General features: G+C 68.4%; 28 protein-coding genes and 4 pseudogenes. 7 read left to right on the top strand and 25 right to left on the bottom strand.

The features are described 5' to 3' along the window. Positions 1–36: 36 nt before the first annotated feature. From ACIPWY_RS03465 to ACIPWY_RS03385, 17 genes are all read right to left on the bottom strand, one after another. Positions 37–1110: an AAA family ATPase gene (locus tag ACIPWY_RS03465; protein ID WP_401532166.1), complete on the bottom strand. Its 1074-nt coding sequence runs from the start codon at positions 1108–1110 to the stop codon at positions 37–39. A 336-nt stretch (positions 1111–1446) separates the two neighbouring features. Continuing rightward, positions 1447–1740, bottom strand: coding sequence for a hypothetical protein (locus tag ACIPWY_RS03460; RefSeq protein ID WP_401532120.1), 294 nt, complete (start codon positions 1738–1740; stop codon positions 1447–1449). Between the two features lie 714 nt (positions 1741–2454). Continuing rightward, entirely contained in the window at positions 2455–5154 is a 2700-nt protein-coding gene (locus ACIPWY_RS03455) for a BTAD domain-containing putative transcriptional regulator (RefSeq protein ID WP_401532119.1), read from the bottom strand. Beyond that, complete coding sequence (locus tag ACIPWY_RS03450) at positions 5154–5612, bottom strand: hypothetical protein (protein ID WP_401532118.1); 459 nt, start codon at positions 5610–5612, stop codon at positions 5154–5156. The genes ACIPWY_RS03455 and ACIPWY_RS03450 overlap by 1 nt, the downstream gene beginning before the upstream one ends. Further along, positions 5609–6025 carry a TadE/TadG family type IV pilus assembly protein gene (locus tag ACIPWY_RS03445; RefSeq protein WP_401532117.1) on the bottom strand — a complete coding sequence of 139 codons (417 nt, stop codon included), beginning with the start codon at positions 6023–6025 and terminating at the stop codon, positions 5609–5611. Before ACIPWY_RS03445 ends, ACIPWY_RS03450 begins: the two co-directional genes overlap by 4 nt. Before the next feature lie 10 nt (positions 6026–6035). Continuing rightward, a complete protein-coding gene (locus tag ACIPWY_RS03440; RefSeq protein WP_401532116.1) occupies positions 6036–6392 on the bottom strand; it encodes a TadE/TadG family type IV pilus assembly protein in 357 nt (118 codons plus the stop codon). A gap of 46 nt (positions 6393–6438) precedes the next feature. Further along, entirely contained in the window at positions 6439–6630 is a 192-nt protein-coding gene (locus tag ACIPWY_RS03435) for a hypothetical protein (protein WP_361041503.1), read from the bottom strand. Between the two features lie 33 nt (positions 6631–6663). After that, a complete protein-coding gene (locus tag ACIPWY_RS03430; protein ID WP_401532115.1) occupies positions 6664–7563 on the bottom strand; it encodes a type II secretion system F family protein in 900 nt (299 codons plus the stop codon). Next, positions 7560–8432 (bottom strand): type II secretion system F family protein, encoded by an 873-nt coding sequence (locus tag ACIPWY_RS03425; RefSeq protein ID WP_401532114.1) that lies wholly within the window; start codon positions 8430–8432, stop codon positions 7560–7562. Before ACIPWY_RS03425 ends, ACIPWY_RS03430 begins: the two co-directional genes overlap by 4 nt. Further along, positions 8429–9742: a CpaF family protein gene (locus ACIPWY_RS03420; protein ID WP_401532113.1), complete on the bottom strand. Its 1314-nt coding sequence runs from the start codon at positions 9740–9742 to the stop codon at positions 8429–8431. Before ACIPWY_RS03420 ends, ACIPWY_RS03425 begins: the two co-directional genes overlap by 4 nt. Continuing rightward, on the bottom strand, positions 9742–10584 hold the full coding sequence (locus ACIPWY_RS03415) for a MinD/ParA family protein (protein ID WP_401532112.1): 843 nt from the start codon (positions 10582–10584) through the stop codon (positions 9742–9744). Before ACIPWY_RS03415 ends, ACIPWY_RS03420 begins: the two co-directional genes overlap by 1 nt. Continuing rightward, a complete protein-coding gene (locus ACIPWY_RS03410; RefSeq protein ID WP_401532111.1) occupies positions 10584–11210 on the bottom strand; it encodes an SAF domain-containing protein in 627 nt (208 codons plus the stop codon). The genes ACIPWY_RS03415 and ACIPWY_RS03410 overlap by 1 nt, the downstream gene beginning before the upstream one ends. A 188-nt stretch (positions 11211–11398) precedes the next feature. After that, positions 11399–11869: a hypothetical protein gene (locus tag ACIPWY_RS03405; RefSeq protein ID WP_401532110.1), complete on the bottom strand. Its 471-nt coding sequence runs from the start codon at positions 11867–11869 to the stop codon at positions 11399–11401. 380 nt (positions 11870–12249) lie between these two features. After that, positions 12250–12630 (bottom strand): hypothetical protein, encoded by a 381-nt coding sequence (locus ACIPWY_RS03400; protein ID WP_401532109.1) that lies wholly within the window; start codon positions 12628–12630, stop codon positions 12250–12252. A gap of 699 nt (positions 12631–13329) precedes the next feature. After that, complete coding sequence (locus tag ACIPWY_RS03395) at positions 13330–13911, bottom strand: ATP-binding protein (protein ID WP_401532108.1); 582 nt, start codon at positions 13909–13911, stop codon at positions 13330–13332. 497 nt (positions 13912–14408) lie between these two features. After that, positions 14409–14882, bottom strand: a complete 474-nt coding sequence (locus ACIPWY_RS03390) for a hypothetical protein (protein ID WP_401532107.1) — start codon at positions 14880–14882, stop codon at positions 14409–14411. A gap of 335 nt (positions 14883–15217) precedes the next feature. Next, a complete protein-coding gene (locus tag ACIPWY_RS03385; RefSeq protein ID WP_401532165.1) occupies positions 15218–15640 on the bottom strand; it encodes a phosphotransferase family protein in 423 nt (140 codons plus the stop codon). Between ACIPWY_RS03385 and ACIPWY_RS03380 the strand changes: the two genes are divergently transcribed. Continuing rightward, positions 15557–15826, top strand: a complete 270-nt coding sequence (locus ACIPWY_RS03380) for a hypothetical protein (protein ID WP_401532169.1) — start codon at positions 15557–15559, stop codon at positions 15824–15826. The two genes, ACIPWY_RS03385 and ACIPWY_RS03380, sit on opposite strands and share 84 nt — an antisense overlap. Positions 15827–16156: 330 nt before the next feature. After that, entirely contained in the window at positions 16157–16660 is a 504-nt protein-coding gene (locus ACIPWY_RS03375; protein ID WP_401532106.1) for a hypothetical protein, read from the top strand. A gap of 76 nt (positions 16661–16736) precedes the next feature. Here ACIPWY_RS03375 and ACIPWY_RS03370 read toward each other — a convergent pair whose 3' ends face one another. The 4 genes from ACIPWY_RS03370 to ACIPWY_RS03355 all read right to left on the bottom strand — a co-directional run bounded on the left by ACIPWY_RS03370 (position 16737) and on the right by ACIPWY_RS03355 (position 19336). Beyond that, a complete protein-coding gene (locus ACIPWY_RS03370; protein ID WP_401532105.1) occupies positions 16737–16892 on the bottom strand; it encodes a hypothetical protein in 156 nt (51 codons plus the stop codon). After that, positions 16889–17818 carry a radical SAM protein gene (locus tag ACIPWY_RS03365; protein ID WP_401532104.1) on the bottom strand — a complete coding sequence of 310 codons (930 nt, stop codon included), beginning with the start codon at positions 17816–17818 and terminating at the stop codon, positions 16889–16891. The genes ACIPWY_RS03370 and ACIPWY_RS03365 overlap by 4 nt, the downstream gene beginning before the upstream one ends. A gap of 461 nt (positions 17819–18279) precedes the next feature. Beyond that, positions 18280–18786 carry a hypothetical protein gene (locus ACIPWY_RS03360; protein ID WP_401532103.1) on the bottom strand — a complete coding sequence of 169 codons (507 nt, stop codon included), beginning with the start codon at positions 18784–18786 and terminating at the stop codon, positions 18280–18282. Continuing rightward, positions 18779–19336: a hypothetical protein gene (locus ACIPWY_RS03355; protein WP_401532102.1), complete on the bottom strand. Its 558-nt coding sequence runs from the start codon at positions 19334–19336 to the stop codon at positions 18779–18781. Before ACIPWY_RS03355 ends, ACIPWY_RS03360 begins: the two co-directional genes overlap by 8 nt. Positions 19337–19593: 257 nt before the next feature. On the opposite strand from ACIPWY_RS03355, the gene ACIPWY_RS03350 reads away from it, so the two are divergent. Further along, the gene (locus ACIPWY_RS03350) at positions 19594–20913 is read left to right on the top strand and encodes a helix-turn-helix domain-containing protein (protein ID WP_401532101.1); all 1320 of its coding nucleotides are present in this window, start codon (positions 19594–19596) and stop codon (positions 20911–20913) included. Here the strand turns inward: ACIPWY_RS03350 and cutA are convergent. Beyond that, the gene (cutA, locus tag ACIPWY_RS03345) at positions 20910–21239 is read right to left on the bottom strand and encodes a divalent-cation tolerance protein CutA (protein ID WP_401532100.1); all 330 of its coding nucleotides are present in this window, start codon (positions 21237–21239) and stop codon (positions 20910–20912) included. The two genes, ACIPWY_RS03350 and cutA, sit on opposite strands and share 4 nt — an antisense overlap. Before the next feature lie 380 nt (positions 21240–21619). On the opposite strand from cutA, the gene ACIPWY_RS03340 reads away from it, so the two are divergent. Beyond that, a complete protein-coding gene (locus ACIPWY_RS03340; RefSeq protein ID WP_401532099.1) occupies positions 21620–23731 on the top strand; it encodes a serine/threonine protein kinase in 2112 nt (703 codons plus the stop codon). 97 nt (positions 23732–23828) lie between these two features. Then, positions 23829–24221, top strand: a pseudogene (locus ACIPWY_RS03335) (NUDIX hydrolase); the annotation flags it as partial. Positions 24222–24225: 4 nt separating this feature from the next. On the opposite strand, the pseudogene ACIPWY_RS03330 reads toward ACIPWY_RS03335, so the two are convergent. Together ACIPWY_RS03330 and ACIPWY_RS03325 are read right to left on the bottom strand one after the other, a co-directional pair. After that, a pseudogene (locus tag ACIPWY_RS03330) lies at positions 24226–24789 on the bottom strand (HD domain-containing protein). Positions 24790–25178: 389 nt separating this feature from the next. Further along, positions 25179–25427: pseudogene (locus tag ACIPWY_RS03325) on the bottom strand (helix-turn-helix domain-containing protein); the annotation flags it as partial. A gap of 53 nt (positions 25428–25480) precedes the next feature. Between ACIPWY_RS03325 and ACIPWY_RS03320 the strand changes: the two are divergent. Next, positions 25481–25771: pseudogene (locus ACIPWY_RS03320) on the top strand (DegT/DnrJ/EryC1/StrS family aminotransferase); the annotation flags it as partial. A 23-nt stretch (positions 25772–25794) separates the two neighbouring features. Here ACIPWY_RS03320 and ACIPWY_RS03315 read toward each other — a convergent pair. Next, entirely contained in the window at positions 25795–26160 is a 366-nt protein-coding gene (locus tag ACIPWY_RS03315; protein WP_401532098.1) for a hypothetical protein, read from the bottom strand. Here ACIPWY_RS03315 and ACIPWY_RS03310 point away from each other — a divergent pair. Beyond that, positions 26159–26623 (top strand): NUDIX domain-containing protein, encoded by a 465-nt coding sequence (locus tag ACIPWY_RS03310; protein ID WP_401532097.1) that lies wholly within the window; start codon positions 26159–26161, stop codon positions 26621–26623. The two genes, ACIPWY_RS03315 and ACIPWY_RS03310, sit on opposite strands and share 2 nt — an antisense overlap. Positions 26624–26905: the final 282 nt, after the last annotated feature.

Genomic DNA, 26905 nt, shown 5'->3' with positions numbered 1-26905 from the left:
GTGGCGGTACGGCAACCGGCGGGCAGGGCTGGGGGGCTAGAGCTGGCGGCCCAGGGCGAGGGCGGTGACCGGGCTGCCGATGGCCTTGGTGACGATCTCGGTGACCGTGTCCCGGTCTTCCGGGGGCGCGATACCGACCAGGTTGGCGAAGGCCACTGCGGTGCCGAGTACGTCGGCGATCTTTTGGAAGGCGATCAACTCGCGTAGCTGCGGGGCCCAGCCGACCTCTCCGGCCTCCTGGCGGGTGGCGAGGTTGCGGGCGACCCGCACCGCCGTGCGGTTGATGTTCAAGGAGGCGGCCAGGTCGTAGTCGGAGCCGACCTGGATCTGCATGCTGAACCGGGAGGCCAGGGCCTCGGTGAGGACCGCGCCGTGCACGCCGGGGTTGTGCCCGGCGATCACGTAGAACCCGTCGACCGCCGTGATCGTCTCGCCCTTGTGCGCCTTGACCTGGATCGCCCTGCGCCCGTCCATGGCCGGATACAGGGCGGCCAACACCTTCGGCGAGATCAGGGTGGCGTCGTCAAGGAGGAGGGCGCGGCCCTCCTGCATGGCAGTGACCAGCGGCCCGTAGATGAACTCGTAGCCGCCCTTGTCGTCCTGGGTGTACTCCCCGATCAGGTCACCGACCGTCGTGTCCCCGTCCCCCGCCACCGTGAGCAGGTCCCCGAAGGCGGCCTCGATCAGGGAGGTCTTCCCGGTGCCCGGCGGCCCGTAGAGGAGGACCGGGACGCTTGCCTCCCGCAGGCGCTGGAGCGCCTCCACATCGGGCAGGTTCGCCAGCGCCCGGGGGTGGTAGCGCTGCCCGTTGGGGCGGGTGACCGGGGCGGGGCGCCCGCTCGGCGGCGGTGCGGGAGCGGGCACCGCACCCGCCTTCGCGGGCCGGGGCGGGCTCGGGGACGATGCGGCGGCCGGGGTGTGCTGCGCGGCGGCCGCTGTGGTCGAAGTGGCCCGGTAGGTACGGGGCTTGTCACCGAGACGCTCCGCCTCGCCCCGGGTGACGAGGGTTTCGCAGGCGTTGCCGACCGCACCGCCCGAATGCCCCAGCTGCTTGGCCAGTTCGGTCACCGTGTAACGGCCCTGCGGGCTGGTCGCCAGGATCCCGGCGATCCGGGCCCGCAGTTCGCCAGGGCGTGACTTGCCTGATGCGGCGGGCGTGGACGCCGAGGGGGCGGGGGTGGTTGCGGCCATGGCAAAGCCTTCCTCTCACTGCTTAAGGAGAATTCGGTGGGGATTCGCGCCAGCCCTCCCCGGCTCGCGCCGGTCGCCGAGGGCTAGGGGCGGAGGGCGATCAAGGGGCAGGAGGTTGGGGCGGCGGAGTGATTTCGGCATGGAGGTGCCGGGGCCCGTACTCACAGGCGTGGTGGGGGGGTGGGGGTGCCCGTCGCGGGACGGAGTCTCAGGCGAGGGGCGTGGGCCAGGGGTGAGGCAGGCCGGGTGTCGGCGTCAGCCGTCGAGGTCAGTCAGCGTGACCGTGATGTGGCTGCCGAGCACCGAGACGATCTCGGTGGGTAGGCCGGTCGCCGGGGCGGTGACCCGCACCCGGATCCGGGACCAGGCCCGGCCCCTGGTCTGACCGTTTTCGACTGCCACCAGCGTGCCGCCGAACTTCACCCGCGCCCCGAACTTGCCGAAACCGAGCTCTTCCCACGCGTCATGACACACGAGCGTCTCGAACTCGATCCAATTCAGCGCGTCCGCCTGACACAGCTCAACCGCATTCACCATATAGCCGCCCATCAGAATCCCCTTTCCGCATTCGGCTACCCCTTCGAATAATTCCCGCCGGGGCGCTTTCAGCCTTTCCCACTCCCGTCTTTTCGGGAACAATTTAAATATAGCTCGGCTCAAGGGTGCAGTGAAGCGGGATTCCGGCTTGATAATGCTGGGATTCTCGTGAATTCACGACGGGAATTATGGCAATTCCGGGGTGGCGCGACGCTTCCTGTCGTGCCGCTCCGAGTCGGCGACCGAAGCCAAGGCCCGTGCGGGCGTCGGCGAAACCGGAAAGTCGAGCGCGCGCTCGAAGGCGGCACGGCCCCGGCGGCACGGCCCCGGCGGCACAGCCCCGGCGGCACAGCCCCGGCGGCACAGCCCCGGCGGCACAGCGGGCGCCTCCGGCTACGCCTGGGCGCCCGCCTCTTCCGACCCGGAGGCCGGCGAACCGGCTCAAGCAGAGAAGGAGGAAAGGAAGGGAGGGGATTGGAGGAGGAAGAGCAGGTGACAGCAATGGTCAGCAGGGAGTTAGTGAGCTGTATGGACGGGGAGAGCAGGGGTGGGCCGCCGGTGCCGCAGATCGGGACAGGTTCTCGTACCGATATGCAGGCTGGCCCGGTCCGCGGTGGCGGATCGGGCCTTGACCTGGGGTGACGCCCCTGTTGGGTGCTCCCGTGCAAGCAGGACGGCGGGATGGATCCCCGTGACAGGACGGGGGTCGGGACGAGCGGGAGGACTTCACCGTCGGATTGACGAGCTCCTGGCCGGAGTCGGGCGCATGGGCGGGGCCTGGTTGAGCAGTAGAAGGGTGGCGGGTTCGGGCGCCTCGTCGATGGCAGCGAGGCGGTCCGTGAGCAGACTCAGGGTGCGGTGTGCGGCATCGTCGCGGCCCAGGGTGAGCTGGAGCTGGATGATGCGCCGGTAGACGCACTCGTTTTCGGGGTCGAGGTCGGCGGCCTGGTTGAGCAGGGCGAGGGCGGGTTCGGGGTCGGCGGAGTGCTGTGCGGTGTGTTCGGCGAGGAGCATCAGGGCGTCGAGGGCGCGGCGGTGCAGGGCGGTCCTGAGGCCCTGGGCCCACAGGTAGTCGGCGCCTTCGCAGAGCTGTCCGGTGTAGAGGGCGGTGGCGTGCTGGAGGGCTGCGGCGCGTTCGTACGGAGAGTCGGCGCGGGTGGCCTGGGTGAGGGCGTTGGTGAACGCGGTGACGTCCGTGGAGATGTATTGCGGGTCAAGGCGGTGGATGGGCCCGCTGAGGGTAACGAAGGCGACCTCTTTCTTTCCGGTGGCGCTGCGGAAGACGCGCCGGGCGGCGCGCCGTAGGTTTTCGAGGTCAGCTTTCATTTCGGCCGGGTCGTCGGCCAGTTGCATTTTCTCGGCGATTTCTTCGCCACGCAGCCCGCTCTGGTGAGCGGCGAGGAGGGCGATAAATTCACGGGTCTCTTCTTTCCGGGTGTCGGCGAGTGTGCATTCTTCGCCATTGACGAGGAGTTTGAATCCTCCGAGGAGAGACAGGTGCACCGGGCGAGACGAGACGGCCTCCGGTACAGAGGCAGGGGCCTGGCGGTTGCGGCTTGGATCGGGGTCATCGGGGCGCTGGGATGCGGGGGCGCCGGCCGGTTCGGGGCCCGGGGCATCAGCGGCGTCGATGGGGTCGAATGCGGCGGTGTGGTGTCCGTGGGCGGCCAGCAGCCCCTGGGCGAGTTCGTGGGCCGTGTCGAGGGTGAGGAGGAACATCGTGGCGCCGTCCAGGGCGGCGAGGGGACCGGTGGAGGTGCCATCGGCGGCGATGTCTAGCTGGTGCTGTGCCACGTCGCGGTGGCCGCCGAGCGTGACGACGGCGAGCTGACCGGCCCCGGCCCGTGCAGCTAGCGCCCGCAGCCGGCCTTCGTCCTCGCCGGGCCTCTGGCCGTCCAGGAGCAGTACGTGGAGGGCGGGCACGCCGTGCTCCAACGCTTCTGTGTCCAGGCGCTGTTCGTGACGAGCGTGCTCGAGTAGCGCGTGCTCAGCAAGTTGGACCGCTTCGGTGGAGTGTTCGGTGAGGATCCAGGCTGGGACGGATGTCTCGATGCCTGGAAGTAGGCAGCGCGCGGTGGCCGTGTCCGTGAGGAGTTGTACGCGGGGCGGGGTGGGGCGCAGTCGCTGGGCAGCGCCGGCGATGGCGATGAGCAGGTGGCGGGCGGCGCCCTCGGCACCTGGCCCCTCCAGGTGTACGCCGCCCGGTTCGGCGAGGGCGTCGATGTGGACTTCCTGGCCGGCGCGTTCGGCGATGGTGACGGTGCCGGGTTGCTCCGGGTCGGCTGGGGCGGTGCGCCGGGTCATGGTGTCGGGGTTGTGGTGGCGGGTGGCTCGGCTGGCCAGGTGGGCTTGGTTGCTGCGGTCCAGGGCCTGGCCCAGCTGCAGTTCGTCGTCCTCCAAGGGCGTGGCGAGGGTGTCGAGGCTGGGGGTGCGGCGTCGTGCAGCATGCCAGCGGGCGAAGCCGAGGGCTGCCGCGATGCCCGCAGCGGTGGTGACGCCGATCGCGGAGGCGGTGCCGAGCGGGATGGTCACCGGGCGATCGTCCTGGGCCGAGCGGCCATCCTGTTGCTGACGGTCCGTCTGACGGTGCTCGGCGTCATGTTCGTTGCGGTCGGGGGGCTGGTGCTTCTCCGGTCCCGGGGTGGGCGTCGGTGTGCTGGGGGACGGAGCGGGCGTCTCGGTGGACGGCCGCGGCGTATGTGGTGCGGGCGCTGGCTCGTTGTGGACGGGCAGGTGAAGTCGCCAGCCCGGTTGGATGTGGTCTGGGTCGGAGAGTAGTTCGCCGTCGGATTGCCGCAGGGCGCAGCTGAGTTGGTAGATCTTCGGCCAGTGCAGGGGGTCGCCGAGATGTTGCTCGGCGATGCCCCACAACGTGTCGCCGGGTTGCACGATGTAGGTGGCGTGCTCTGGCGTGGCGGTTCGCGCGGGTGGCGCATGCAGGGGCGCGGCGGTCGCCACCGGTGCTGCGACGGGGCTCGCGGCAGGAGCTGAGGCGTGCGCGACGGGCAGGCGCCACATGGCGATCAGGGCGATGAGGAGGGTGCCGACGAGGAGTGCGGCGGCGGCCCGGTGGGCGGGCAGCGTTGCGGTGTGTCGCCGCAGGAGCGCCGTGTCCAGTACGAGTGTGGGCAGGCGTCGTAGCAGCCAGAGCGCTTCGCGCAGCACGGTGGCCGTGAAGTACGCCCAGCAGGCCCATCCCACGAGCGCGAGGATCTGCAAGACGAAGGGGTCGCTGATCGGTTGCGCGAGGCGCGTGGTCAGCTCGTTGAATGAGGTGACTTGGCTGGGCCAGGGCGCGCCGAGGGTGGTGAGGAGAATGTAGGGGATACCGACCACCGCCACGGTGCATGCGCTGGCGGAGGCCAGGAGTCGTACGGCGGCGGTCAGCCGGTTTGGTGTGCGGTGAGCCGGGGCCGGTCTTGTCATCAGGGCGCTCCTTGGGTTCCCTGATCCCAGGGGGTGGTGGTGCCGAGTTCGATGTGTGCGGTGGCGGACGCGGTGGTGGTGAGCCGGTCCAGGCCGACCAGTGAGAGGACCTGGGTTCTCTGGATGTGGGTGACGCTGACCCGTACCTGGTCCTCGCGTACCTGCACGCGGGCGGTGTCGCCGACGGCGGCCACCCGTCCGCGTGCCGCGGCAGCCGCCTGTGGTGTGTTGAGTCTGGTGTGGTGGGTGGCGCGCAGGTAGTCGAGGTCGACTTCCTGGCAGGCGGCGCGCGCGGCCTCCTGCGCGGTGTCGGCGGCGCGTACCTTCCCGGCCAGGGCGAGGCCACCGTCGATTACGAGTCCAGCGAACAGGAACAACCCGGCCACCGACACCACGACGACCGCGGTGACCTGCCCCGAGTCCTCGCACAGCGCACCTCGTCGGTTCTTACGTGTCATGGCTCTACTCCCCGATAGAGGTCGACGACGGAGGCGGCCGAGGCTGTGACGTCCACGCTGCGCATGCCTGGGACGTCAAGGGAGGCGTGGCACGTCACTGTCACGCGCACCACTCCCCCGGGGGCGAAGTCGCCCAGTTCGGGGGCGATCCGGGGGCCGGTGCACGAGGATCCGGCTCCGGTCAGGCTGCGGTTGGCCGCCTGGTCGGCCTCAGAGCGTGCTGCGTCGGCGGAGCGCGCCAGGGAGGCGGCACGGGCCGCCTGGTGGGCGGCTTCGTCGGCGTCCAGGCGCGCGCCGACGAGCTTGCCGAAGGCGACAGCGACCAGCGCTAACAGGATCAACAACGGCGTCACCAGGACGAGTTCGGTCGTCGCCGACCCGGCATCCCTCGGCCTGTGTAAGTGAGTGGTCACGCGCATCCGATCACCCCTTCTGTGCCGCCCAACGTTCGGTGGGTCCCGCCGCGTTACCAGCCACGCGCAGATGCAGTCCCGGTACCACCGCAACGACGCCGCCCTCGACATGTGTCACCACTTTCTCGGCACCGCGGCTGACCTTCACTGTGGGATGTGTGAGGATCCGGCCGCCCAGGAGTCGCAGCGTGGCCGCAGCGCGCGCGTCTCCGGCCGCGGCGGTGGCGTGCTGGGCTCGGGCGGCCGCCAAGGCGCGGGAGGCGGCCGTCTGCGCAATGTGCTGGGCGTGCAGCGCGAGGGAAAACTGCACGATGAGCAGCAGCAGGGTCATCAGCAGCGGAACCACGAGTACCAGCTCGGTACTCACGGCCCCATGATCCGCCGGCCGCTTCATGCGTCGTCGTTGGCTTCCTTTAGCCAAGGTCGATCCCGCCCGCTTTGGCGGTCACCTTGGAGGCGATGATGCCGATGACCGCGAGCCCCATGATGACGAGGAGGGCAGTGACGATGACGGTCTCGGTGGAGTACCCGGCATCCTGGGCCATCCCCCTTTGGGCGCGTCGCCACCAGGTGCGGGTCCGGGCTTCGATCGAGCGAAGGTTCACGGCAAGCTCCGTTTTCGTAGTGAGTGTGTGGGGCTACAACCCCGCGAGAACGTTCTGCAGGGCCGGGTAGCCGATGAAGACGAGGAAGCCCGCGAAGAGGACGACCACGGGCAGCGACATCCGCTCGGTGGCGGACTGCGCGGCGCCGTCGGCCTCGGCGAGGCTGCGGGTGCGCATCGCGGCGGCCTTGGCCTCCAGCGACACGCGGATTTTGGCGCCTTCGCTGCCAGCGAGGGAGACTGTCGCCGCGAGTTCCGTCAGTTCCCGCACGCCGGTGCGGGTTCCCAGTTCGCCCAGCTCGTGCCAGACGTTGGTTCGCCCGACCTCCGCGGCGGTCAGGGCGCGGCGCAATTGGGCCGCGCCCCATCCGTGCGCATTGGCTCCGGCGTCCGCGAGGGCCTGGTGGATGCCGGCACCGCCGGCCAGGGCGATGACGACGAGGTTGAGGAAGACGGACAGGGTGTGGCGCAGTTCCTTGCGGCGCTTGCGGGCCTCGGCGCGTACGGACAGGTCTGGGGTGAAGAACAGCCCCGTCCCGGTCAGCAGTGAGCCGAGGACCGTCAGTCGCACACCGAATCCGCTGCCGGTCAGCGCCCACAGCAGCAGTGAGGCGACACTGGGCGCGAGAAGGCCGGCGAGGAAGGCAGCCGCCTTCTCTGCCAGGAACCGCTCGACCGGCACGTCGGCGACCGCGAGGTCGTCGCGAAGGCTCCGCGTGGGCAGGCCCAGGGTCTTCAGTGTCGGCACGGCCCGCCACCCGAGCCTCGTCGCCCAGCCCTCTACCTTGTTTTCCACGGCCGTCGGCGGTGGTGCGGCCGGGGGTTTGCCGAGTCTGGCGAGTGTGTCGGCGAGGGAGGCTCGGGGTGGGTTGATGCCATACACGGTCAGTGCCAGGAATCCGCCGAGTCCCAGCCCGAGAAGAATCATTGTCATCGGCCCCTCGCCTCCCCCGGCGCAGGGCGTACGGCTTTCAGGATCCGGGGCTCTTCCTCCAGGGTGGCGATCTTCATCAGCCACCAGAAGGCGAGGGCGAACAGGCCGCCCACCAAGGCGAGGACGAGTTGTCCCTCAGCGCTCTCGTACGGAGTGAGGTAGGGGCGGTTGAGGACGACCAGTCCCCCCGCCATGCCCAAAGTGGTGCAGGTGATAACGCGCACCGAGGTCCTCACCCGCCCGCGCCCGGCCTCGGTCTTGAGCTGCATGGTCACCTGTTCCCGGGTCGCGGCCGCCAACTGGCCCAGCAGTGCGGAAAGTTGGCGGGCTTGGCGTTCGGCGGCCATGACCAGTGCGGCCGTGACCATGTCGCAGGTGGCATCGTCGACCTCGTCGGCGAAGGTGCGCAGCGCTTCACCCAACGGGTGCCCGTCGTCGATGCGGGCCGCAAGGCGAGCCGTCTGCTCGCGCAGGGCGGGCGGGGCGATGGGGGCGGTGGCGAGGATCGCCTGTTCCAGTCCGGCCGCCGCGGACAGGGTGTCGCGCAGCATCTCCGCCCAGATGGCGACGGCCTCCAGCCTGGTCGTGCGGGCCGCCGCTTGGCGGTCTCGTCCCAGCAGTCGCGGGAGGGTCAGCACGCCGACCATGGTGAGGAGCCCTGCAACTGGCCAGCCTGTGAGGGCCATTGTCAGGGCGGCGGTGACAGCGGCGACCAGCCACTGCCGCCCGCTCGCCTGCAGGGGCAGCCGCCACCGCCGGTGTGCGCTGCGGCGGCCGAGCGGGCGCGGCAGAACTCCGTACACGGTCAGCCAGAGGGAGAGGGCGAGCCCCGCTCCCAGCAACAGCCCGACGAGCACGTGGTGGGTCATGGAGTCCTCCGCCGCTCGGCGCGCAGGAGGTCCACATCCAGGCCTGCATCGACCAGCTCGTCGAAGGTTTCGGTGCGCACGGGAGCCCCTGGCACGGCGCGCCCGTCCGGGCCGGGCTTGTAGACCTCGTTGGAGACGATCTGGGTGCCGTCCGCGTCTACGACCTCGCGGATCGAGTCGATGACGCGCCTGCCGTCTACGTCCCAGCCCACATGCACCACGAAGTGCACGGCCGAGGCGACCAGCAGATTCGTCGCCTCCAGCGACAGCCGCTCCGGTGACTGGGCGGCGTAGGCGGCGAGTTTCGTGAACACTCCGCGTGAGGTGGAGGCGTGGATGGTGGAGAGCGAGCCGTCGTTGCCCTGGCTCATGGCGTTGCACATCGGCACGACCTCCGGGCCGCGAATCTCCCCGACGATCACCCGGTCCGGAGACATCCGAAGCCCCCAGCGCACCAGCTCCGCCTGATCGACGGCGCCCTCGCCCTCCAGGTTCGCCTCGCGGGCCTGCAGGGCCATCACGTTGGGGTGCGCGAGCGTGTCCTCGTGCAGCCCGAGTTCGAAGGTGTCCTCGATCGTCACCAGCCGCTCCTGCGGTGGAATCACCGAGGCCAGGGCGCGGGCGAGGGTCGTTTTGCCGACGTTGGTGCCGCCGCCGATGATGATGTTCTTCCGGGCCCTCACCAGCGCGGTCAAAAACGCCGCCAGGCGCCGGTCGCACACGCCGAGGCGGTCGACCAGGTCGTCCATGGACACGCGCTTGAAGCGATGCCGGCGGATCGTCAGCCCCACCCGGTGCGACAGCGCCATGACCGCGAACAAGCGGGAACCGTCCGGCAGACAGACGTTCAGGCTCGGTGACCCGCGGTCGAAACGCCGTTCCTCCAAGCCCGAACGCGCCGCGATCTGCCGTACGAGATCGACGAGTTCACCGTCGGAGGCGGCCACCGAGCCACGCTGCTCCTCGGTTCCGTCGGCGTAGCGGACGAAGACCTGGTCCGCGCCATTGATCTGGATGTTCTCGATCCGCTCGTCGTCCAAGAGCTCCTGGAGCGAACCGAGGCCGAACAGGGCCTCCATCACCGAACGTTCGATGCCCTCCCTTTCCACATCACTCAGGGCGGGCTTGCCCACCCTGAGTCGGCCCTGGTTGTGGGAGGCGATCTCATCGGCGAGCAGCTTCCTCGCCAGCGTGCGCCGTTCACCGCCGCTCTGCACCGGCAGTCCGGCCTCACTGCGCGAATGCGCGAAGCCGGTCAGGTTCGCGGCGATGTTCTCCCGGAACTTCTCCGCGGCCACGACATGGTCCATCACTGCGCACCGCCCTTCTCCAGCGACCGCAATGCCCCGGACCGGCCGAGCAACTGGCTGGGCAGGGCACGCGAGCCGAGCTGCGCCAACTCGCCGCACAACCCGCCACGTGCCACGCCCGCATCGGCCCCTGCCAGCCGCCGCGCCAGGACGAATGCCGCCCGGGCCAGCGGTGACCGGCGCCACCGTCCTTCGGTCACACGCGCAGTACCGGCGAAGGCATCCGCGGCGCGGACATCCCAGGGCAGCAGGTGGATCTTGTCCCGGTCCATCTCGAGCGCCTGGGCGATGTCGGACTCGGAGTAGCGGCACTTGCCGACGACGGCGAGCTCCGTCGGGATTCCTTCCAGCCATTCGGGGCGCGCGGCCACATGGGCCAGGGCGTCCGCGCTGCCCCGGGCTACCAGCACCAGACGGTCCGCCGCCCGCGCCAGCTCCCGCGACGGGGCAGCCCCGAGGTGCCCGAGATCGAGCAGCACCGTCCCCTCGCTGCCGGCATCACCGCGCAGAACGGGCAGGCATGCCGCTACCTCCGCGACGCTCGGCAGGGCCTGATCCGCTCCGGTCGGCGCCACCACCACCCGCAGACCTCCCGCAATCTCCTGCGTACAGGCCTCGAGGTCCCGCTCCGCCCCCGCCTGCCGGGCGCCGGCCGCTAACGCGAGCAGGCCCGCCATGTCCGACAGTCCGAACCTCACTGCAAGGTCGCCCCCGGAAGCATCCGCCTCCACCACCAAAGACGCCACCTCACCGCTGGGCGACCACGCCGCGGCCAGCGCCAGAGCAAGCGTGCTCGACCCCGCCGCTCCCTTGAGTGACCCGAGCGCCACGATCTGCCGCATCAGGAAACCGCCTTCACGGACGAGCTCAGCACCGCGACCCTCGGATCGCTCATCTGCGCCACCCGGCGCACCGCCCCAGCATCCACGAGCACCGTCACAGCGCCCTTCCCGGACGCCGACTCCGACCGCCCCACCGCGTTCACCACACCGAGCACCGGATCCGGCACCTTCGCATCCGCTCCCGCGTCGGCCGTCTCACGCCCTCCCGGCAGGGCGCCGGGCACCACAGCGATCCGCTGTCCCTGCGCCAGTCCAGCGGGCAGCATCCCCGGCTCGACCCCCACGACGACGAGCGCCTGCCCATCCGGCGGGAACCCGGCCGCGTCGCCCAACTGCCCGGGCGCGAGCAACTGCCCGGACACCAAAGGCACCACGGCCCGCCGACCGATCACCGCATCCCGATGACCAGCTAGGACCAACTGCGTGGCGTCATCGACACCAAGTCGCACGACACCCACGTCACGCGCCTCGATCACCTCACCCGCAGCCACCGGACGCACCACGGACAGCACCGGCTGCCGCTCCCCGGCATTACCCACCGTCCACGCGACACCGCCCGCACAGGCGATGGCCCCGGCGACGCCGAGCGCGACCAGCCCCGGCCGCCACCGCCGCGGCGCCCCCACCGGCCCGCCACCTGCAGGAGGACCCTCGGCCGGCTGCCGGGGCGGCCTGGGCCGCGCCCACCCACCGTTCGCATCCGCCGACCTGGAAGAAGACAAAGAGGTACCCACACTTCACCTAACTCGTTCTCGTTCAAGAAGATCTGGCCCAGGGCCCCTGCTGCCCCAGTACCTTTCGCCCGGCTCGGTGATCAGGCCACGACCAGCGCCTGCGCCTCAGCGACCCTCAAGGGCATCTGCGCCTGGGTCTGCAGCCCCGAAATGAGGCCCTGCTCGCCCCCGCCGCGCCACTCCACGTCCCACGTGACAGTCACCGACACGGTGTATGCATCGTCCGGCCGGCCAGCGGAGGAGCGCACGTATGTGTGCCCACAGTCCGGAGAGCTCGAATCCGCCGCGAACCTTGGCGAGTACGGCGTCCCCGAGCCGTCACACACCTCTGTCTCGCCGTCACCCATGCGCCATGTCGCCGAACGCGGTATCGCCGTCGCCGTCACCGAAACCCCAGGCACCTTCGCGGTCTTCGACACCGGCCTCCACATCGCCCGGTCCAACCACATCCACGTCGGCACCCGCACCAACTGCGCATGCTTCTCATCGGGACTGGTCCGGATCACCGGATCAGGCAACACCAACTCCCGCACCACCTGCTGCGCGACCATCGCAGGGTCCGGCTTCGGCTCCACATCGCGTCCCCGCGGCCTCGCCTTATCACCGTCGAATCGAGGAAGGATCCCCATCCCGTTACCGAGGTCGTACTCCCAGCCATCCGACTCGATCGTCGGTGGCCCCTTCGGACCCCCATCTCCCTTTCCCGCCGAAGCCCGGTGTGGCGAGGACACCCTCGGCCTCCCCTCACTCGCAGGACGCGCAGCGTTGCTCGCGCCGACACCACATCGCCCGGGCTGACGGCACTTCACTCCCGTGCCGAAGTTCACGCCCTCATCGCCGTCGCCCGCCCAACTTACCCCGGCCATCTGGCCAAACAGCCCCACCACCGCCACGATGATTAGCCCGCGTGAAACACGCGCCATTCGACGTGTCACTTCACGCATGTGCCGATGTCCTCCCAGTACAGGTCGGACACCTTCCACGAGCCCTTGGCCGTACGCACAATGGTGGCTTTGGCGCGGTGTCGTCCACCGGACATGTCATGCGGCGAACTTCCCTGCTTCACCTGAACCCACCGAGAGCCGTCGAAGCAGTCCCGCAGTACGACCCTGTTTGGGCTCACCTTCACCACCATCGGCGCAACGGCTACCTCGCCCGTCATAGTCACCCCCGACTTCCGCGCCTGCCGCATCACGTACTGAAGGAGCCACAAAGCGTTCTTCTCTGCGTGATCGTCGAGCCGCGGATGTTTTGGATCCGAGGTCCGGGAGGCTTCGGCGGCGTCCTCCCACATAGCCCTGTAGGCCGCCACGGCCTCACCATCCGCCTCGCCGGTCGCAGACGGGGACACCGAGGCTCGAGGCTCCGAAGCCTGGGAATCCTTCCCGCCCTCCGGACCGCGCGCACCGTGAGTGCACGCCCCCAATCCGCATGCCAGGACTGCGGCGATGGACACAACTGCCCCCGTGCGTACGCCATTTGCTCTCACGTGTCTCCCCCACTCCCACCTGCTACGCATCACGCAGCGTGGTTGATACGTCACCGCTGCAACCGTCATGCCCCAGGATTCTGGCGAGACAAACAAGATCCAGAACATTCGCGTCCCATTCACTCTTACGGTGCGAGTAATCAGCGATCTCACCGCTCGCTGTCACGCCAATTCACCTGCACGGGAGCGGAGTTAGACGTGTTGATCCACCCGGAGTCGGGCAGTGGAGCTGCCGCTACATCAGCGCACCCGCGGACACCATGGCGTCCAACCGCTGAACAGAGCACCTCACAGTCCGATGGGCGCCTGCCTCTGGAGAGCAGTCGCGTGCGCGCCGGATAGGGCGAGTCCGCGGCGACTGCCAACATCACGGAGGCCCGAGTTTGGAGCCGGGCGACGGAGTGCCCACCGCCGTACCGTCAGCGGTGGCCGGCTCGACCCAGGCCACGGTGGGGACCGGCCTCCCGGGTCGAGCGCACCGTGCGGATCGGCCCTCACAACTCCCTCTCAGACTCTTCTGTCTCAACGATCCAGATCGTAGGAACGCTCAGCGCATTCGGATACCTCATCGGGAGCGCCGTTATCCGGTCGCACGACGGTCTCAGCGAGGAGCGGCGGCACGTTCGCCGGGAATGATGCCCAAGCGAACTTCGTGCGCTGCGTACACCTGAACCCCCATGCTCCTTGGGTGAGTTCATTCACGATGGCCAGCCCTCGACCGCGCTCGGCGAGCAAACTCAGCAAGGCATCCAGCCCGCCTCCACGCCCCTCGGGAACAGGTGCGAAGGGGGCAGCCGAGGGAAACGCTGGAATCCCGGGGATGCGCGGATCTGCGTCCTCGATCTCACAGAAAAACTCGGCTGCGGCGAGCCGCAGCCTCATCTCGTACGGTCCCGGCGCATGCTCGGTCGCATTGGCCACGAGCTCGGACACCGTCAACACTGCATCGCTGATCGCCTCGGCGCTCAAATCGAGTTGGCCAAGGATGCCGCGTAATGCGGCTCGGGCCTGCGCCGGCGCGTTCGGGGTGCAACTAGTCCAGCGCAGCAGGACGCAGGGGTTCGTGAACACACGACGGGGGTCGGGCGGAAACGAGCGGTTCATCGCCGCCCTCCCCTCGCCGCATGCCGCCCTCGCGTGATGCGGCGATGACGGCCGGGACCGGGGCTCATACACGTACGCGCTTCGGCGACGGCGAAGGGGCACGCCAGCGCTACGGAGGGCAGCAGCAGAAGTGCGGTAGCCAAAAGAGGGACCACGACAGGGACCTCCACAGTGATCGCGGTTGGGACGCGACCACGACACCGTGGATCTGCGAAGAGCGGACCACCCCCTCACCCAGAACTTTTCAGGAACCAACAGCTCGCGGCGGTACGCTCCGGCCCCCGGAGACGACAGCCCTGCGCGCGCAGAACCCATGACGAGCGAACCGTGCTGCCGCCGGAACGAAGGCTTGAACTGCTGTCCCCCACGCCTCGCCATCGACTGGCCCGCCCCTCCCGCCGCCGGTCACCTCAAAACACCCAGTAGGGCGCGCCGTCCACCGGACGGTGGACGGGGCATGGGGGGCGGCGCGGCGAGATCACATGGCTGCTCCCGGCCTACCCATGGCTGGGGCCGTCGTAGTAGCCGGGTCGAGCCAGCAACACGGAGTTGAAGTAGTAGCCCTGTTCATCGTCCGGTTGCTCGTCGCCGTCGAAGGGGCGCCAGAAGCTGAGCAGCAGTTCTGGCGCGACGAATGACGCAGGCTCCTCGTCGTCGGCGGCGATGGCTGTAGCTTCGGAGATGCGGGTCACGACCTCGCGGGCTGGCAGGCCGAAGAGATCGATTCCGCGGAAGAGCACGACGTCCGATGGCTCAGTAGGGCGTCCCAGTTCCACGGATTCCAGCTGGTCACGCGCGCATTCGATACTGATCATCAGGCCGCTGGGTCGGAAGATATGCTGACCTGCTTGGTCGGACGGGGAGATCGCCGTCGGTTCCCGCAGTGAGTCCAGCACGCTGTTCGCAGCGTGGCGTGACATGCCAATCTGCAGCGGGCCGACACCTATGGGTGGGACGAGCTCGAAATGCATGCGTGCATGGTGTCACGGTCCGCGCTTCCCGCCAGCGGCGGCCGATTACGGGGCTGCCGCGGAGGTAATGCTCCCAGGGCGGCGATGCGTGCTTCGAGCTCATCGACCCGCCGGTCCTGGAAGCGGAGGCTGCATCTGGCAGCTGTCAGTCGTTCATCGAGAGTGCTGTTGTCGGTGATGAGCAGGGGCCGAGCGAGGCAAATCGATGCCGTCGTGCTTGTTCACCAGGACGACGGGGCCGACGTGGTCCTCCTCGCGCAGGTGCCACACGACGTCGGCGCAGCTCGGCCGGTTGTATCGGCTGCCATACCGCGCTGCGCCGGATCACCTTCTCGTCAGGTGCCGGTGAACCGACGGGATCGGTCTGCGCGCGATGAGATCTCCTGCTGGTCGCTGAGGTCGCTACAGGATGTGGCCGCGACCCACGCTCCAGCCGCATCGCGTAGGCGAGACACCCAGGGCGCGTCGCTCGCCTCCGCGATGTCCTCCCACATAGCCGAGGCCATGACGGCATACGCGTGGCGTGCGGCAGGGGCGGCAGCCCGGTAGGCGGGTAGCCGCGCGGCCCACGCGAGTGCGGCGCTGGGGGTATGGCCGGATGCGACGAGCCAGATCCCCCAGGCGGCAGCATCGAGCCAGGGGGCGCCCAGGGTGGCCCATCCCCAGTCGACGAGGTGAGCTGTGCCGTCCTGGGTGAGGAGGACGTTCTGCGGGTTCAGGTCAGTATGGAGAAGGGTTCCGCCGACGACGTGCCGCAACTGTTCTCCGTCGCCGTATGCGGAGAGGCGTTGTTCGGCTCTGCGGAGGTCAACGCCCACAGGGATAGGGAGCCGGGCGACTTTCTGCAGAAGGTTGACGACGGCAGGGAGGTCCGTAGATCCGGGGCGATAGTCAGCGTGGCGCGCGTCGTCAAGATAGTCGAAAGCGACGAGATGCCAGCCTGACGCGCGAATCTGCCAGCGCGCCCGAGGCCCAACGCCGTGTAGGTGACGACCGATCTCGTACTCGCGGTGCTGAGTCGCGACCCGGCCCGGTGACGTGTCCGGCAGCCCCTTGACGAAGAGTGATCCGAGGGCCGTTTCGAGGCGTACGGACAGAGGGCTGTTGTGCCCCGCAGCAATCGGGCTCGCAGCCAGGATAGGACCCGTCTGCCATGCGACGGCCTCACGGACCGGGGCCGGCAGGTCGGCCAGCATGACGGCTTCCATGTTCCCTGCCCCTGTCTCTCGGGCCCCGTAGGCTCTGCTGCGTCGCAACGAGCCTGGAGCGTGTCCATGTACACCATGCGTCCTGCCACCCTGAGCGACCACGACACCATCGAGCGCCTGACCGCGGACCGTTTCAAGTGGATGGCTGACCGCGGTTACGTTCCATGGCCGCAGAGTGCCGCCGAGATCGCCAGCAAGGCCAGCCATGCCCCCATGTGGTGCCTCCTCGACGGCGACCGACTGTGCGGCGTCACGATCATCGTCGACCGGCTCGGCACCGCGGCGTGGACAGAGGAGGAGCGTCACGAGGCGAGTCGCCTGCTGACCTCAACCGTCACCGACCCCGCCCGGGCCGGTCAGCGGCTCGGCATGCGCATTGCGTCGTGGGCAGTCGACTATGCCGCCCGTGACGGAGCGCGCTGGGTTCGTCGCGTCACGACCGAGCACCGGCTGGCCGTGTACTACGAGGAGCAGGGCTTTTCCCTGGTGCGCAAGCGCGAGTTCAACGGACGGCCGCTCTACGCCCTCCAGCGTCCGGCACAACGCCTCCCGAATCCCCTGGGAAACTGAGCAAACCGGGGGCCCGCAATGAAGGGGCCCCCGGCTCCAGAAGGCAGTGCCGCGTGGTCTGGGCGGCCGTGCCCGTCTAGTAGGGGTTGTCGTCACCCGCGTTGCAGCTGCACTTCTCGCTCTCGACGATCGTCTCCAGGTCGTCTACGAGGGTGATCACGCTGCTCTTCACCGGGGCGATCTCGACGGGCACGGGCCCGGTCGCGGGTCGTTGGGTCGTGATGGCGGTCATGTCGGTACCTCCTGTTTCGTGTGCTGGCAGTACATCTGCAGTGGTGCCTTCGCCTCCTGGTAGAGCTTGGCGAGCGGCCTGCACACCCGGCAGGTGCCGGACAAGGCGCAGCCGGAGCAGCCACCGGTGCGAAGCATGAGGCGATCCGCGATCGGGCCGAGGCGGGTGAGGCCGTCGACGCCCTCGGCGACGAGGTCGATCTGCTCATCCCGGCCGACCTTGCAGATCGAGATGCGGCCGTGCGGATCGGAGTGGAAGAAGGTGTGGCCGGCGTGGCAGCCACCGAACGGCTTACGTTCGCGCAGGTGATCCTTCGACTGGGCGGGCAGTGAGTCGGCGCCGCCATAGATCGTCGGGGACATGTTGGAGAATACGTGGTACGGCAGTCCCCACTGCTGGGCCATGTCGATCATCTGCTGCTCCTCGTGGGCGCAGCTCTCCGTGATGATCAGGTTGAGGGACAGGGCGAGCCCGGCCTCGAGCGCGGCCTCGACACCGCGCTGGAACTTGCGGAAGGATCCGCGGCGCTTGGTGAGCCCGTCGAAGGAGTTCTCGGAAGCCCCGTAGACACTGACGGTGATTCGGTAGGGCCGTCGGCCGGTGAGCAACTCGATGTTCTCCGGCTTCCACATGGCCGAGGCGTTCGTGCTGACCGACAGCATCATGCCCAGGTCCCAGGCGTACCTGTAGGTCTGCGCCCATAGGCGGTCGATCATCGGTTCACCGCCCGTCATCTGGAGCCAGACGACACCGGCGTCGCGCATCGCCATCAGCAGCTTCTCGCGGTCCGGCCAGTCCAGGCCGGCGAACCGCTTCTGCGCCAAATAGCAGTGCGCACAGTCGAAGTTGCAGCCGAGGTTGAGCTCGTAGGAGGCGCGGCAGTAGCCGTAGGGCGATGCGTCGCGGACGAGGACCGAACCGTCCATGGCCCGTCCCGCAAGGTGAAGACCCCATGCCTGCTGGACCGTATCGGCGAGCCACGGCGGGACTGTTCCGCCCCGATTCGCGGTGTCGCGCAGCTCCTCATACATCGGCGCCGGTATCGTGGCGCCTGCCTGATTTCCGGGCCGCAGGAGTAAGTGCCTCTCCAGGAACGGCGCTACCAGGACCTCATAGGTCATCAGGAATCCTCCCGGGGTGTAAACGTGAGCGACTTGGATTGGGACCCGCGCCCCGGCCCTGGGACGGGGCGCGGCACGACCAAGGGCGGGACTCGGGTTACACAGGGGCCCTGGCCTTTCGCGGTGAAGTACGCGCGGGCCTTGGCATCAGACAGGACCCTTCGTTGCGTCTATGCTGGCTCCGGCCGCCCCCGTCAGGGCACGCGGCAGATGGCGGCCGGAGCCTCCTCGGGGACAAGGCGCGTAGCACCGAGGAGTCTTGTCGGTTACTCCCCGACGGAAGCGGGCGGCGTCATACCTGGCTGGTCGATGAACGGCGTGAGGGCGTAGCGCTTGCGGCATGGCGGGCACGCGGAGAGTGCGCAGCCCGGGCCGCTGCCGACCTCTACAACGTGGATGAGCCGGGTGTCGTGGGAGTGGGTCTTGCACCAGAAGCACACGACGCGCCCCTCGCCGACCGTCAACACGACGTCAGCTAGGAGGCGACAGCACGTCGTGAGGCTCTCGACGTGCCAGATCGCGTCCTGAAGAGACGGCTGAAAGGTGCGTTCCAGAGTCTTCAGAGACCAGCCGATGATGCGGGTGATCGCTTCGCGCTGTCTGCATTCGTCGGCCACCTCGGCGAGGGCCGCCCGCGCCTGTGGCAACAGCACCTGAGCCCAGTCCCCCAGCTTCACAGCGCGCCCGGCCGCCTCGTCCCTGGTGGTGACGCGCGGTGTCTCCGCATTGAGGAAGTGCAGAATCTCCACGGCTTCGAGCGCAGAGTCATTCATCGGCCACTCCCTCCGCCGCGGCCAGGCGAAGCCGGCCATAGTCGAGGAGCTGCGTGACCGCGTGCGGGGAGCAGAGGTCGGCGGGGCCGTCCATCGGCACTACCCAGTGACACCGAAACTCGCGGGGATCATCGCGGCCCGGACGAGGAACTCCGACGAAGCAGTGCGCGCCGAGGCATTCGGCTTCAGGCACGGCGGTGCCGTGCCATTGCGACAGCCGCTGTGTGCTCGCCGGCACCAGCACATAGAAACGCCGCGCGGCCTGGTCAGCGAAGACGGGGCCCCGCAGGACGCGGGAGAGGTAGTCGCTCACCGCCACCGGATCTTCCGTCCCCGCCGCTGCGTGCACAATGCCGGCCGAGATACGGATGGCCGTGAAAACGCCACCGCACCGCAGCACCGTAATTCCGTTCTCCGCCCATTCCCTCCTGGCTTCCTTGATCGCCGGAGCCGCAGACAACAGCCAGTGGGCTGACGCCAATTCGCGGTCTCGGGCGGAGTGCACGAGCACCCCAGGGCTCGGCTCCGCAGGAGCCCAGACATCGCTCATCGCGCGACCTCCGGCGTATCGCAAAGCATACTGAAGCTGAACTCCCCAAGTAGAGAGGCAAGTTGGGTACGCTCATGCATGGCGACTCCTAACCAGTCGTCAACGCCCCGGGGTCGGCGGACAGCACTGCCCCGGGGCCTTGGCGTACAGGATGGAATTCCCGAGGAAGCTCTGCCTCCCAGCGCGGGGTATCCCCATGATGGGTACACACCGTGGACACCCACCGCGCAGACTCTGGCGAGCAGGAAGAGTGCCGCATGATCTACCAGCCACCGACGGCCCTGCCGCCCGAACTCCTCAACGACGAGGAAGTGCAACGAGCCCTGGCAGACCATGACTTCGGTGTGGTTTTTCGGATCGCACGCGAGCGGGCGGGGATCAGCTACTCGAAGATCGCAGCCGAGTGCGACATCAAACCTGAACGGGTCGGGACACTGGCCAAGGGGCAGGGTCGGATCACGACTTTCGGCAAAATCATGAACATCGCGGATGCGCTACGCGTCCCAGGACCCATGCTCGGCCTCACACCCCGCCCCTGGGAGGCGGATGCTGCCGAAGACGCCCCCGCAGGAATGTCCTCCTCAGAGAACGGAATGCACGTGCGCCGCCGCACCATCCTCCAAGCCGCGACCACCACGGGCCTCGCCGCCGCTCTGCCGGCCCTGCACCGCCCCGATCCCCCGCGCCGCATCACCAGCACATACGTCGACAGGCTCCGCGAGCGCACCGCCCGTCTACGCCGCCTCGACGACTTCCTCGGCGGCGGTGACACCTACCGCGTATACGTCGGCGAAGTCCAGTTCACCAAGGGCCTCCTGCGGCGCGGGAGCTTCACAGACGAGACCCGCCGCCGCCTCACCTCACTCCACGCCGAGCAGGCCCAACAGGCGGGCTGGGCAGCCTTCGACGGCGGCCGCACACAGGACGCCGAATCCCTCTACACGGAAAGCCGCGAGGCCGCCAAGGACGCCGGCGACGCCGACCTCTACGGCAACTCCCTCGCATTCCTCGCCTACAAGACCATCACGGACGACCGCCGGGCCGCCGTCACCTTCGCCGAAGACTCCTGCGCAACAATTACCGGCCGCACCCCATCGTCCGTCCGCGCTCTCCTCTACGAGCGACTCGCCTGGGCCTGCGCCGTCGACAACCAGGCGACAGGTACCGAACGCGCCCTCGCCGCCGCACACGAAGCCCTGGAGACCGCCCAGGAAGACGAACCTCAACCCGACTGGTCAGCCTGGGTCGACCGCACCGAACTCGACATCATGACCGGCCGATGCTGGACCGAACTCCGCCGCCCTCTGCGGGCCGTGCCGGTCCTCACCGCCGCCCTCGACCGATACTCCGACGACCACGCCCGCGACAAAGCCCTCTACCTTTCGTGGCTCGCAGACGCCTACCTCACAGCCGGCGAGGTTGAGCAAGCCGCCGCGAGAACCAGCCGAGCTCTCGAACTCGCAACAGGCGTCGCCTCCATCCGCCCCAGGCAACGGATCGACCTGGTCCTCGGCCGCCTCCGTGCCCACAAGGATCTCGGGCCCGTCCAAGACTTGTTGGAGCGTGCGGCAGGTTAGGACGCGTTCGGCGAGACGGCGTCGCTGATCCACATCTTGCAGCGCTCCGCACCCTCCGTGATCGGCACGGCACACACCTCCGGGTTGTCCCAAGGGTGGCGCTCGAGCAGGTAAGCCTCCAGTTCGGGGTAGCGCTCACTCGTCGTCTTGAGAAGCAGCTGCCACTCCTCGCCCGTGCCGTACTCACCGAGATGCCAGAACACGCTGGTGACGGGCCCGATGATCTGCGCGCCCGCGGCGAGCCGCTCCTTGACCGCCGAACCAGCGAGATCGATCGCCTCCTGCTTGGTCTCCGTCGCCGTCGAAACCTGCACGTAGTCAGTCATGCCGCAAGCCTAACGAGCAGCTCACGCTGGATCCCTGAGGGCTAACCAAGTTGGCCGGACGCAGCCCCGCCCGGGAGCATCATCTGTCTCCACATCTCCCAAAACAGGCACGGACGCCCCCTGACCAGCCACGGCGCGGTCATCTAAACCATCGCCGCCACCCGCACGCTCACCGTGCGGGCGCCAGCTATTCGAGGGCCACCACCGCTGTCGAGCTGCCGTTTCGCGATCAAGGCCGGATGGGACGGGATCGTGTCTCATGGCCCTACGAGTGCACCATCTGATCTTGTGTCGCTCGGACTCCAAGCTGCCAACTGCCCTCTTCTTCCCGCGATCTGCGGATACCATCCCGTTCCTAGGCCGAGGGACTCCATTCACGGGTGTTTGTCCAGTCTCATGGCGCTCCATCGCAGAAGAGGAACGAACGCCCTGTGAGCATCGCTCGCATAGAATCTCGGGTACAGCCTGCCCGCTCTGGTGACCCGAATCAGGTTGGTCCCTATCGGATCATCGGTCGTCTCGGCTCGGGCGGCATGGGTACCGTTCACGCCGGTCTCGGTCCAACCGGCCTCCGTGTAGCGGTGAAGGTGATCCACCCCGCGCAAGCCGAGGACCCTGAGTTCCTGGCCCGCTTTCGCCGAGAAGTCCAGCTGTCTTCCCGCGTACAAGGGCCGTGCCTCATACCCCTCCTCGCAGCAGACCCGGATGCCGAAAACCCCTGGCTGGCCACCGCCTACGCCCCCGGGCTCACCCTCGACCAACATCTCACCGCCCACGGAGCGCTCACCGGCGGCACCCTGTACGCCTTCGCCACCGGCACCGCCCAGGCCCTCGCCGCCATCCACGCCGCCGGCGTCATCCATCGGGATGTAAAGCCGCAAAATGTCATCCTCACCCAGGCCGGCCCCCGGGTCCTGGACTTCGGTATCGCTCATGCCGCTGACGGCACCTCCGTAACCCGGACCGGTGTCATGACCGGCACCCCCGGTTGGATCAGCCCCGAGCACTACCGCACCGGTACCGCAGGCCCCGAGGGCGACATGTTTGCCTGGGGCACGCTTGTCGCCTACGCCGCCACAGGGCGCTTGCCTTTCGGGACTGGAGCTCCGGACGTCGTCGCCTACCGTGTCATGTCTGGCGAACCCGATCTCGACGGCCTTCCCGACGAACTGCGCGAGCTGTTGATGAAGGCTCTCGCGAAAGAACCTGCCGAGCGAATCAGTGCCGACGCGGCGGCCCGGGAATGCGCGCAGCTCCTGGCCCGCCAGGCGACGCAGGTCCTTGGCGCCGACGCCGGGCCGGCGCCGACGTGCAGCAGCGACTCCCTCACTGCCGAGTGGCACCTGCCCAGCATGGAGGACCCTGCTTGGAGCCTCCCCGCGTCCCCGAGGCGCAAGCGCACTCTCATCGCGGCCGTCGTCACAGCGATCGCCGGCGCTGCTATCTCGGGCGGCCTCTTCACCTTCTACAGCAGTGGCGACCGTGCGGACGGGGACCTCACGTCCCAACGCACCGCCACTTCGGCACGCCCCACCGGAAACGCCGCCTCGATCACCGCCTCCGCCGCCGCGGCTTCCGGAACACATGCCGAACCCACCACCGTTCCCGCAGTCGATTCGCGCACGATCAGGATCCCAAAGGATCCCCTCGCCGAGGTGGCCAACCCTGCCTACACCCGTGCCGGTGAAGAGACGCAGCCACATCCCGGCGAGTGGAGGTCGAGCACCGTCGCCGGCAGCCCCGAGGAACGGGACGCGGAGAAGGCGATCCGTGACCGGATGATGTCCATGCTGGCCACCAAGGACATGGACTTCATGAAACCCACGATCACGTTCAACCAGCGGGCCCAGACTGTGATGGTCACCGGTGGGCCAGTTCCGCAGTTGCCCGAGAACTACCAGGAGGTGTTCCGTAGGACCGGTGAGATGGCAGCCTGCTCCACCCTCGCTCACCGCCTCAAGAACGACCCGACCACCTGGCCCTACGGCCGCTTTTCCATCCACTGGAAGACGTCCGACGATGATCCCGACGCAGCGGCCCTCGGCTACGGAGAGGCGACAGACGGCTGCCTCTCAGAAACAGCCGGTCAGTGGCACGGAGACGAATCCGGCATGGCCACGGCTGAGATACCCAGCAGCAACAAGACGGAGATCCGCGTCGCCGACGCCACGGTCAAAGCCATCGTTGCCACCTGGAACACCAACACCATCGAGACGAACGAGGACGCCCTCACTCTCAACGACGGCATCAGCCTCGGCTTCGATCCCGTCGAAAACGCCGCTTACGTGTGGACCGACGACCCCAACAGCCGATTCGCCAACCGCGCATCCCAGTCCAATCTAGGAGGCGCTGTTGAGGCGGCCGTCTGCCGCAAGCTCACGGTCGAGTTCAACAGCAACAAGAGTTGGAACTACACCCGCTGGGCCGTCGCCGTCTACGACGCGTACACCAACACACGTCAGTTCATCGGGGCAGGCAACTGCACTCCATGAGTCCACCGATGGCTGCGCGAGCTACCCTCTGCCGCCGACCTCCTTTTCTAGGCCGTTGGTGAAGCTGCTCAGGTGAGGCAGGCCGACAACACGTACAGTCGTGAACAGCGATGGCGAGATCCTCCTGCAGCGGCGCCGCGACACGGGCCAATGGGCCCTGCCCGGAGGCGCGCAGGACATCGGCGAGAGCCCCGCCCAGTGCGCTGTGCGCGAGTGCGAGGAAGAGACCGGCATCATCGCGGAGGTCACCGGCTTCCTCGGCGTCTACTCGAACCCCGAGCACATCGTCGCCTACACCGACGGCGAGATCCGGCAGCAATTCGAGGTCGCCTACATCGGCCGCCCCGTCGGCGGCAAGCCAACGATCAACGAGGAGGCGGACGGCGTGCGTTGGGTGCACCCAGACACTCTTGGCACTCTCGACATCCACCCGAGCATGCACGAACAGATCGGCCACTACCTGGCCGGCACCTATCCCTTCCTGGGATAGCCGCTCAGAGCATCACGCCCACCGTGTCCGCCATGGCCCGCACCCGCTCCACACTGGCGTGGATCTCGGGTTCGGCTCGGCGGATGAACCGCCCGACCACACTGTCCACCCCGTAGCGCCCAAGAATCTCAGCCACCCGCGCCTCGGACGTCGTACGTTAGCCGTCAGGCGTTGTGGTCATGTCGCAGTACACCAGGGCGTCCACGAGCAGCGGATCGTCGAGCAGCGGGAACTCGCCAGCCAGCTCCGCGCTGAGCCCGCGCTCTTCGGCCTCCAGCAGCGCGAAGGAGTGGTTCGCCACCAGCCGCACGACGCGATCGTCCACGTCCGGGATCGTGTGCAGATGACGGGCCCCGTCGAGGGGATGGAAGCCAGTCTCGACAGGCGCCGGCGTATACCCGATGTCGTGCAAGACAGCGGCCGCCTCCAGGACCTCGCTCCTGCCCTCCACGAGGGGCGCAAGTCGCCTCGCGCAGGCGGCTACACCCTGGGAGTGTTGCCATCGCTGCGGCAGGCCCTCGCGCAGCAACGACTCCGCCAGCTCGTACGCCCACCCGACTACCGTCACAGCTGGAGAATACGACCGCGGCACAGATGCCGACACGCGGGCAAACGCTTCACAAGACCCGCGGCCGGGACCAGACTCATCCGGTCAGCCACAGGCACCTTGCAGTCATCTCAACCGCGCATGCGAACAAGAGCGGTCCGTGTCTCCCCGCCACAGCCACCCGGACTACCGTTGCAGCGCATGCCCGAGGTCCAACACAAGCGCCGTGGCATTCCGCTCGAGGAATTCCAGCTCACACGACACGGGATCACCAGCAACAGGCCGACCTGGAACGAGTCGTCGACAACATCCCCCAGCAGGTAGAAGCAGACCTTGCTCGGGTACGAGCCGATCCTGAAATGGCACAGCGCAGGCGAGAGGCTTTCGAAGGGGCCTGGAGGCTGATGAAGTCATTCAAGAATGCGGCGCTGGGTCCGGTCCGGCGCCGTTCCCGTTGGGCTGGCGAGACCTCGTGGGGTTGGCCATGTACGCCCCTCAAGACGCAGCGCCGAAACCTCACGGCAGAGGCGGCGTTGGAGGAACTCGTTCACCGCCCCCACCAGGACTCGGCGCAACCCTCCAACCTTCGCGGCGGGGATCTCGCCGGAGGAGATCAACTTGTACAGCGTGGTGCGGCCCCCCATGCGGCGGGCAGCCGCGGCGACCGTAAGGCCGACGAGGGTACCGTCGCCCTGGTCACCGCCGCGCGCGGCTGGAACCGCCTGGGCTTCACCACCGAATCAGCCGCCGCGCTGCACGCAGCCCCGGCGCCCTGGGAGCCGTCTCCGTCTTCAGCTTCGCCGCCACCAAGAACATCACCGCCGACGGCGGCGCCGTCGTCACCCACGACCCCGGCCTGGCCGCCCACATCGCCTCCCTGCGCGACCACAGCCGCCCGCCACACACCCCGCACCTCCACCATGAACTCGGCTGGAACCTGCGACTCAGCGAGTTCCAGTCCGCCCTGCTCCGCGTCCAACTGAAACGTCTCGACAAGCACCTGAAGGCGAAGGAGAAGAGCGCGGCCTACCTCTCCTCCGCTCCGTCCGGCATCCCGGGCCTGCGATCTCCCCCGAAACCTTCCGCCGCGCCTTTCGTGCCGAAGGCATTCCCGTCGCCGTCCGGCCTCTCGTCGCCTGCCCCGACGAGTCGCTCTACGCCGACACCACCAGCCCTGACCACTCCCCTTCCCGAACCTCCTCCGCCACCCAAGCCCGTACCGCGTGGGCATCCCTGATCCTCCTCGGACAAGCACCCGGATCCGGCATGCTCCTCGACGATCCGTCCGAACTCGCTGACGTCGTACGAGCAGTGGAGAAGATCTACGGCAACCGCCGTCGTCTCACACGCCCCTGACCGCGTCACCCTCACACCGACCAAGGACACCGACATGCCCCGATCCCCCTTCCAGATCCTCGTCGTCCCCTTCCGCCGCACCGACGACCAGTTCGAGTACGCCGTCCTCCGCCGCAAGGACATGAACCTCTGGCAGGCCGTCGCCGGCGGCGGCGAGAACGACGAGACCGCCGCCCAGGCCGCTCTGCGCGAGGCCGCCGAAGAACTCGGCCTCGACCGGCCCGCGCCCCTCTACCCGCTGCAGACCACGGCCAGCGTCCCCGCACGCTTCTTCGCCGACCGCATCCACTGGCCCACCGGCACCTACGTTGTCCCGGAGTACTCCTTCGCCCTCGACCTCACCGGTGTCCAGGCCAAGATCTCCCACGAGCACACCGCCCTGGAATGGCTCGCCTTCGACGCCGCCCACGATGCACTGCGCTTCGACAGCAACCGAACGGCCCTCGGCGAACTCAACGAACGCCTCCAGGCCGACGACCTTCCCCACCCCGTCAAGTGATCCCCGTGGCCACCACCGAAGCCGCGGCCACGAGCACACTCCGCACCGCGATACTCAACTAGGGCTACGTCGGCCCCCCTCTCTGCGTCCGGGCCGCGAACGCGGGCCTCCTCGTCGTGGAGCAGGTCGCCAAGGCCGCTCTGCACGCCGACCAGGTCCTCGCCCCACGGTCACTGCCGAAGCGATCAACTGGCTTGTCGAGAAAGCCCACATGGCTGTCGCCCTTCCCGACGCGTCCCGCCCTCAATCTGTTTGGAGCAGGGTGACTGAAAGGACCTGCCC

The organism is Streptomyces sp. NPDC090032 (assembly GCF_044748025.1).
Lineage (GTDB): Bacteria > Actinomycetota > Actinomycetes > Streptomycetales > Streptomycetaceae > Streptomyces.
The sequence above is the reverse complement of the archived record's forward strand: the minus strand, read 5'-3'. Positions and strand labels throughout refer to the sequence as shown.

Bases quoted from the DNA above. Each gene is read 5' to 3' on its own strand.
- ACIPWY_RS03420 (WP_401532113.1), bottom strand. From the start codon at position 9,742: ATGGACCATGTCGTGGCCGCGGAGAAGTTCCGGGAGAACATCGCCGCG.
- ACIPWY_RS03430 (WP_401532115.1), bottom strand. From the start codon at position 7,563: ATGACAATGATTCTTCTCGGGCTGGGACTCGGCGGATTCCTGGCACTG.
- ACIPWY_RS03355 (WP_401532102.1), bottom strand. From the start codon at position 19,336: ATGAGCGATGTCTGGGCTCCTGCGGAGCCGAGCCCTGGGGTGCTCGTG.
- ACIPWY_RS03375 (WP_401532106.1), top strand. From the start codon at position 16,157: ATGTACACCATGCGTCCTGCCACCCTGAGCGACCACGACACCATCGAG.
- ACIPWY_RS03460 (WP_401532120.1), bottom strand. From the start codon at position 1,740: ATGGGCGGCTATATGGTGAATGCGGTTGAGCTGTGTCAGGCGGACGCG.
- ACIPWY_RS03405 (WP_401532110.1), bottom strand. From the start codon at position 11,869: ATGGTCGCGCAGCAGGTGGTGCGGGAGTTGGTGTTGCCTGATCCGGTG.
- ACIPWY_RS03310 (WP_401532097.1), top strand. From the start codon at position 26,159: ATGCCCCGATCCCCCTTCCAGATCCTCGTCGTCCCCTTCCGCCGCACC.
- ACIPWY_RS03360 (WP_401532103.1), bottom strand. From the start codon at position 18,786: ATGAATGACTCTGCGCTCGAAGCCGTGGAGATTCTGCACTTCCTCAAT.
- ACIPWY_RS03395 (WP_401532108.1), bottom strand. From the start codon at position 13,911: ATGAACCGCTCGTTTCCGCCCGACCCCCGTCGTGTGTTCACGAACCCC.
- ACIPWY_RS03315 (WP_401532098.1), bottom strand. From the start codon at position 26,160: ATGTCGGTGTCCTTGGTCGGTGTGAGGGTGACGCGGTCAGGGGCGTGT.
- ACIPWY_RS03455 (WP_401532119.1), bottom strand. From the start codon at position 5,154: ATGACAAGACCGGCCCCGGCTCACCGCACACCAAACCGGCTGACCGCC.
- ACIPWY_RS03425 (WP_401532114.1), bottom strand. From the start codon at position 8,432: ATGACCCACCACGTGCTCGTCGGGCTGTTGCTGGGAGCGGGGCTCGCC.
- ACIPWY_RS03415 (WP_401532112.1), bottom strand. From the start codon at position 10,584: ATGCGGCAGATCGTGGCGCTCGGGTCACTCAAGGGAGCGGCGGGGTCG.
- ACIPWY_RS03370 (WP_401532105.1), bottom strand. From the start codon at position 16,892: ATGACCGCCATCACGACCCAACGACCCGCGACCGGGCCCGTGCCCGTC.
- ACIPWY_RS03350 (WP_401532101.1), top strand. From the start codon at position 19,594: ATGATCTACCAGCCACCGACGGCCCTGCCGCCCGAACTCCTCAACGAC.
- ACIPWY_RS03450 (WP_401532118.1), bottom strand. From the start codon at position 5,612: ATGACACGTAAGAACCGACGAGGTGCGCTGTGCGAGGACTCGGGGCAG.
- ACIPWY_RS03365 (WP_401532104.1), bottom strand. From the start codon at position 17,818: ATGGACGGTTCGGTCCTCGTCCGCGACGCATCGCCCTACGGCTACTGC.
- cutA (WP_401532100.1), bottom strand. From the start codon at position 21,239: ATGACTGACTACGTGCAGGTTTCGACGGCGACGGAGACCAAGCAGGAG.
- ACIPWY_RS03390 (WP_401532107.1), bottom strand. From the start codon at position 14,882: ATGCATTTCGAGCTCGTCCCACCCATAGGTGTCGGCCCGCTGCAGATT.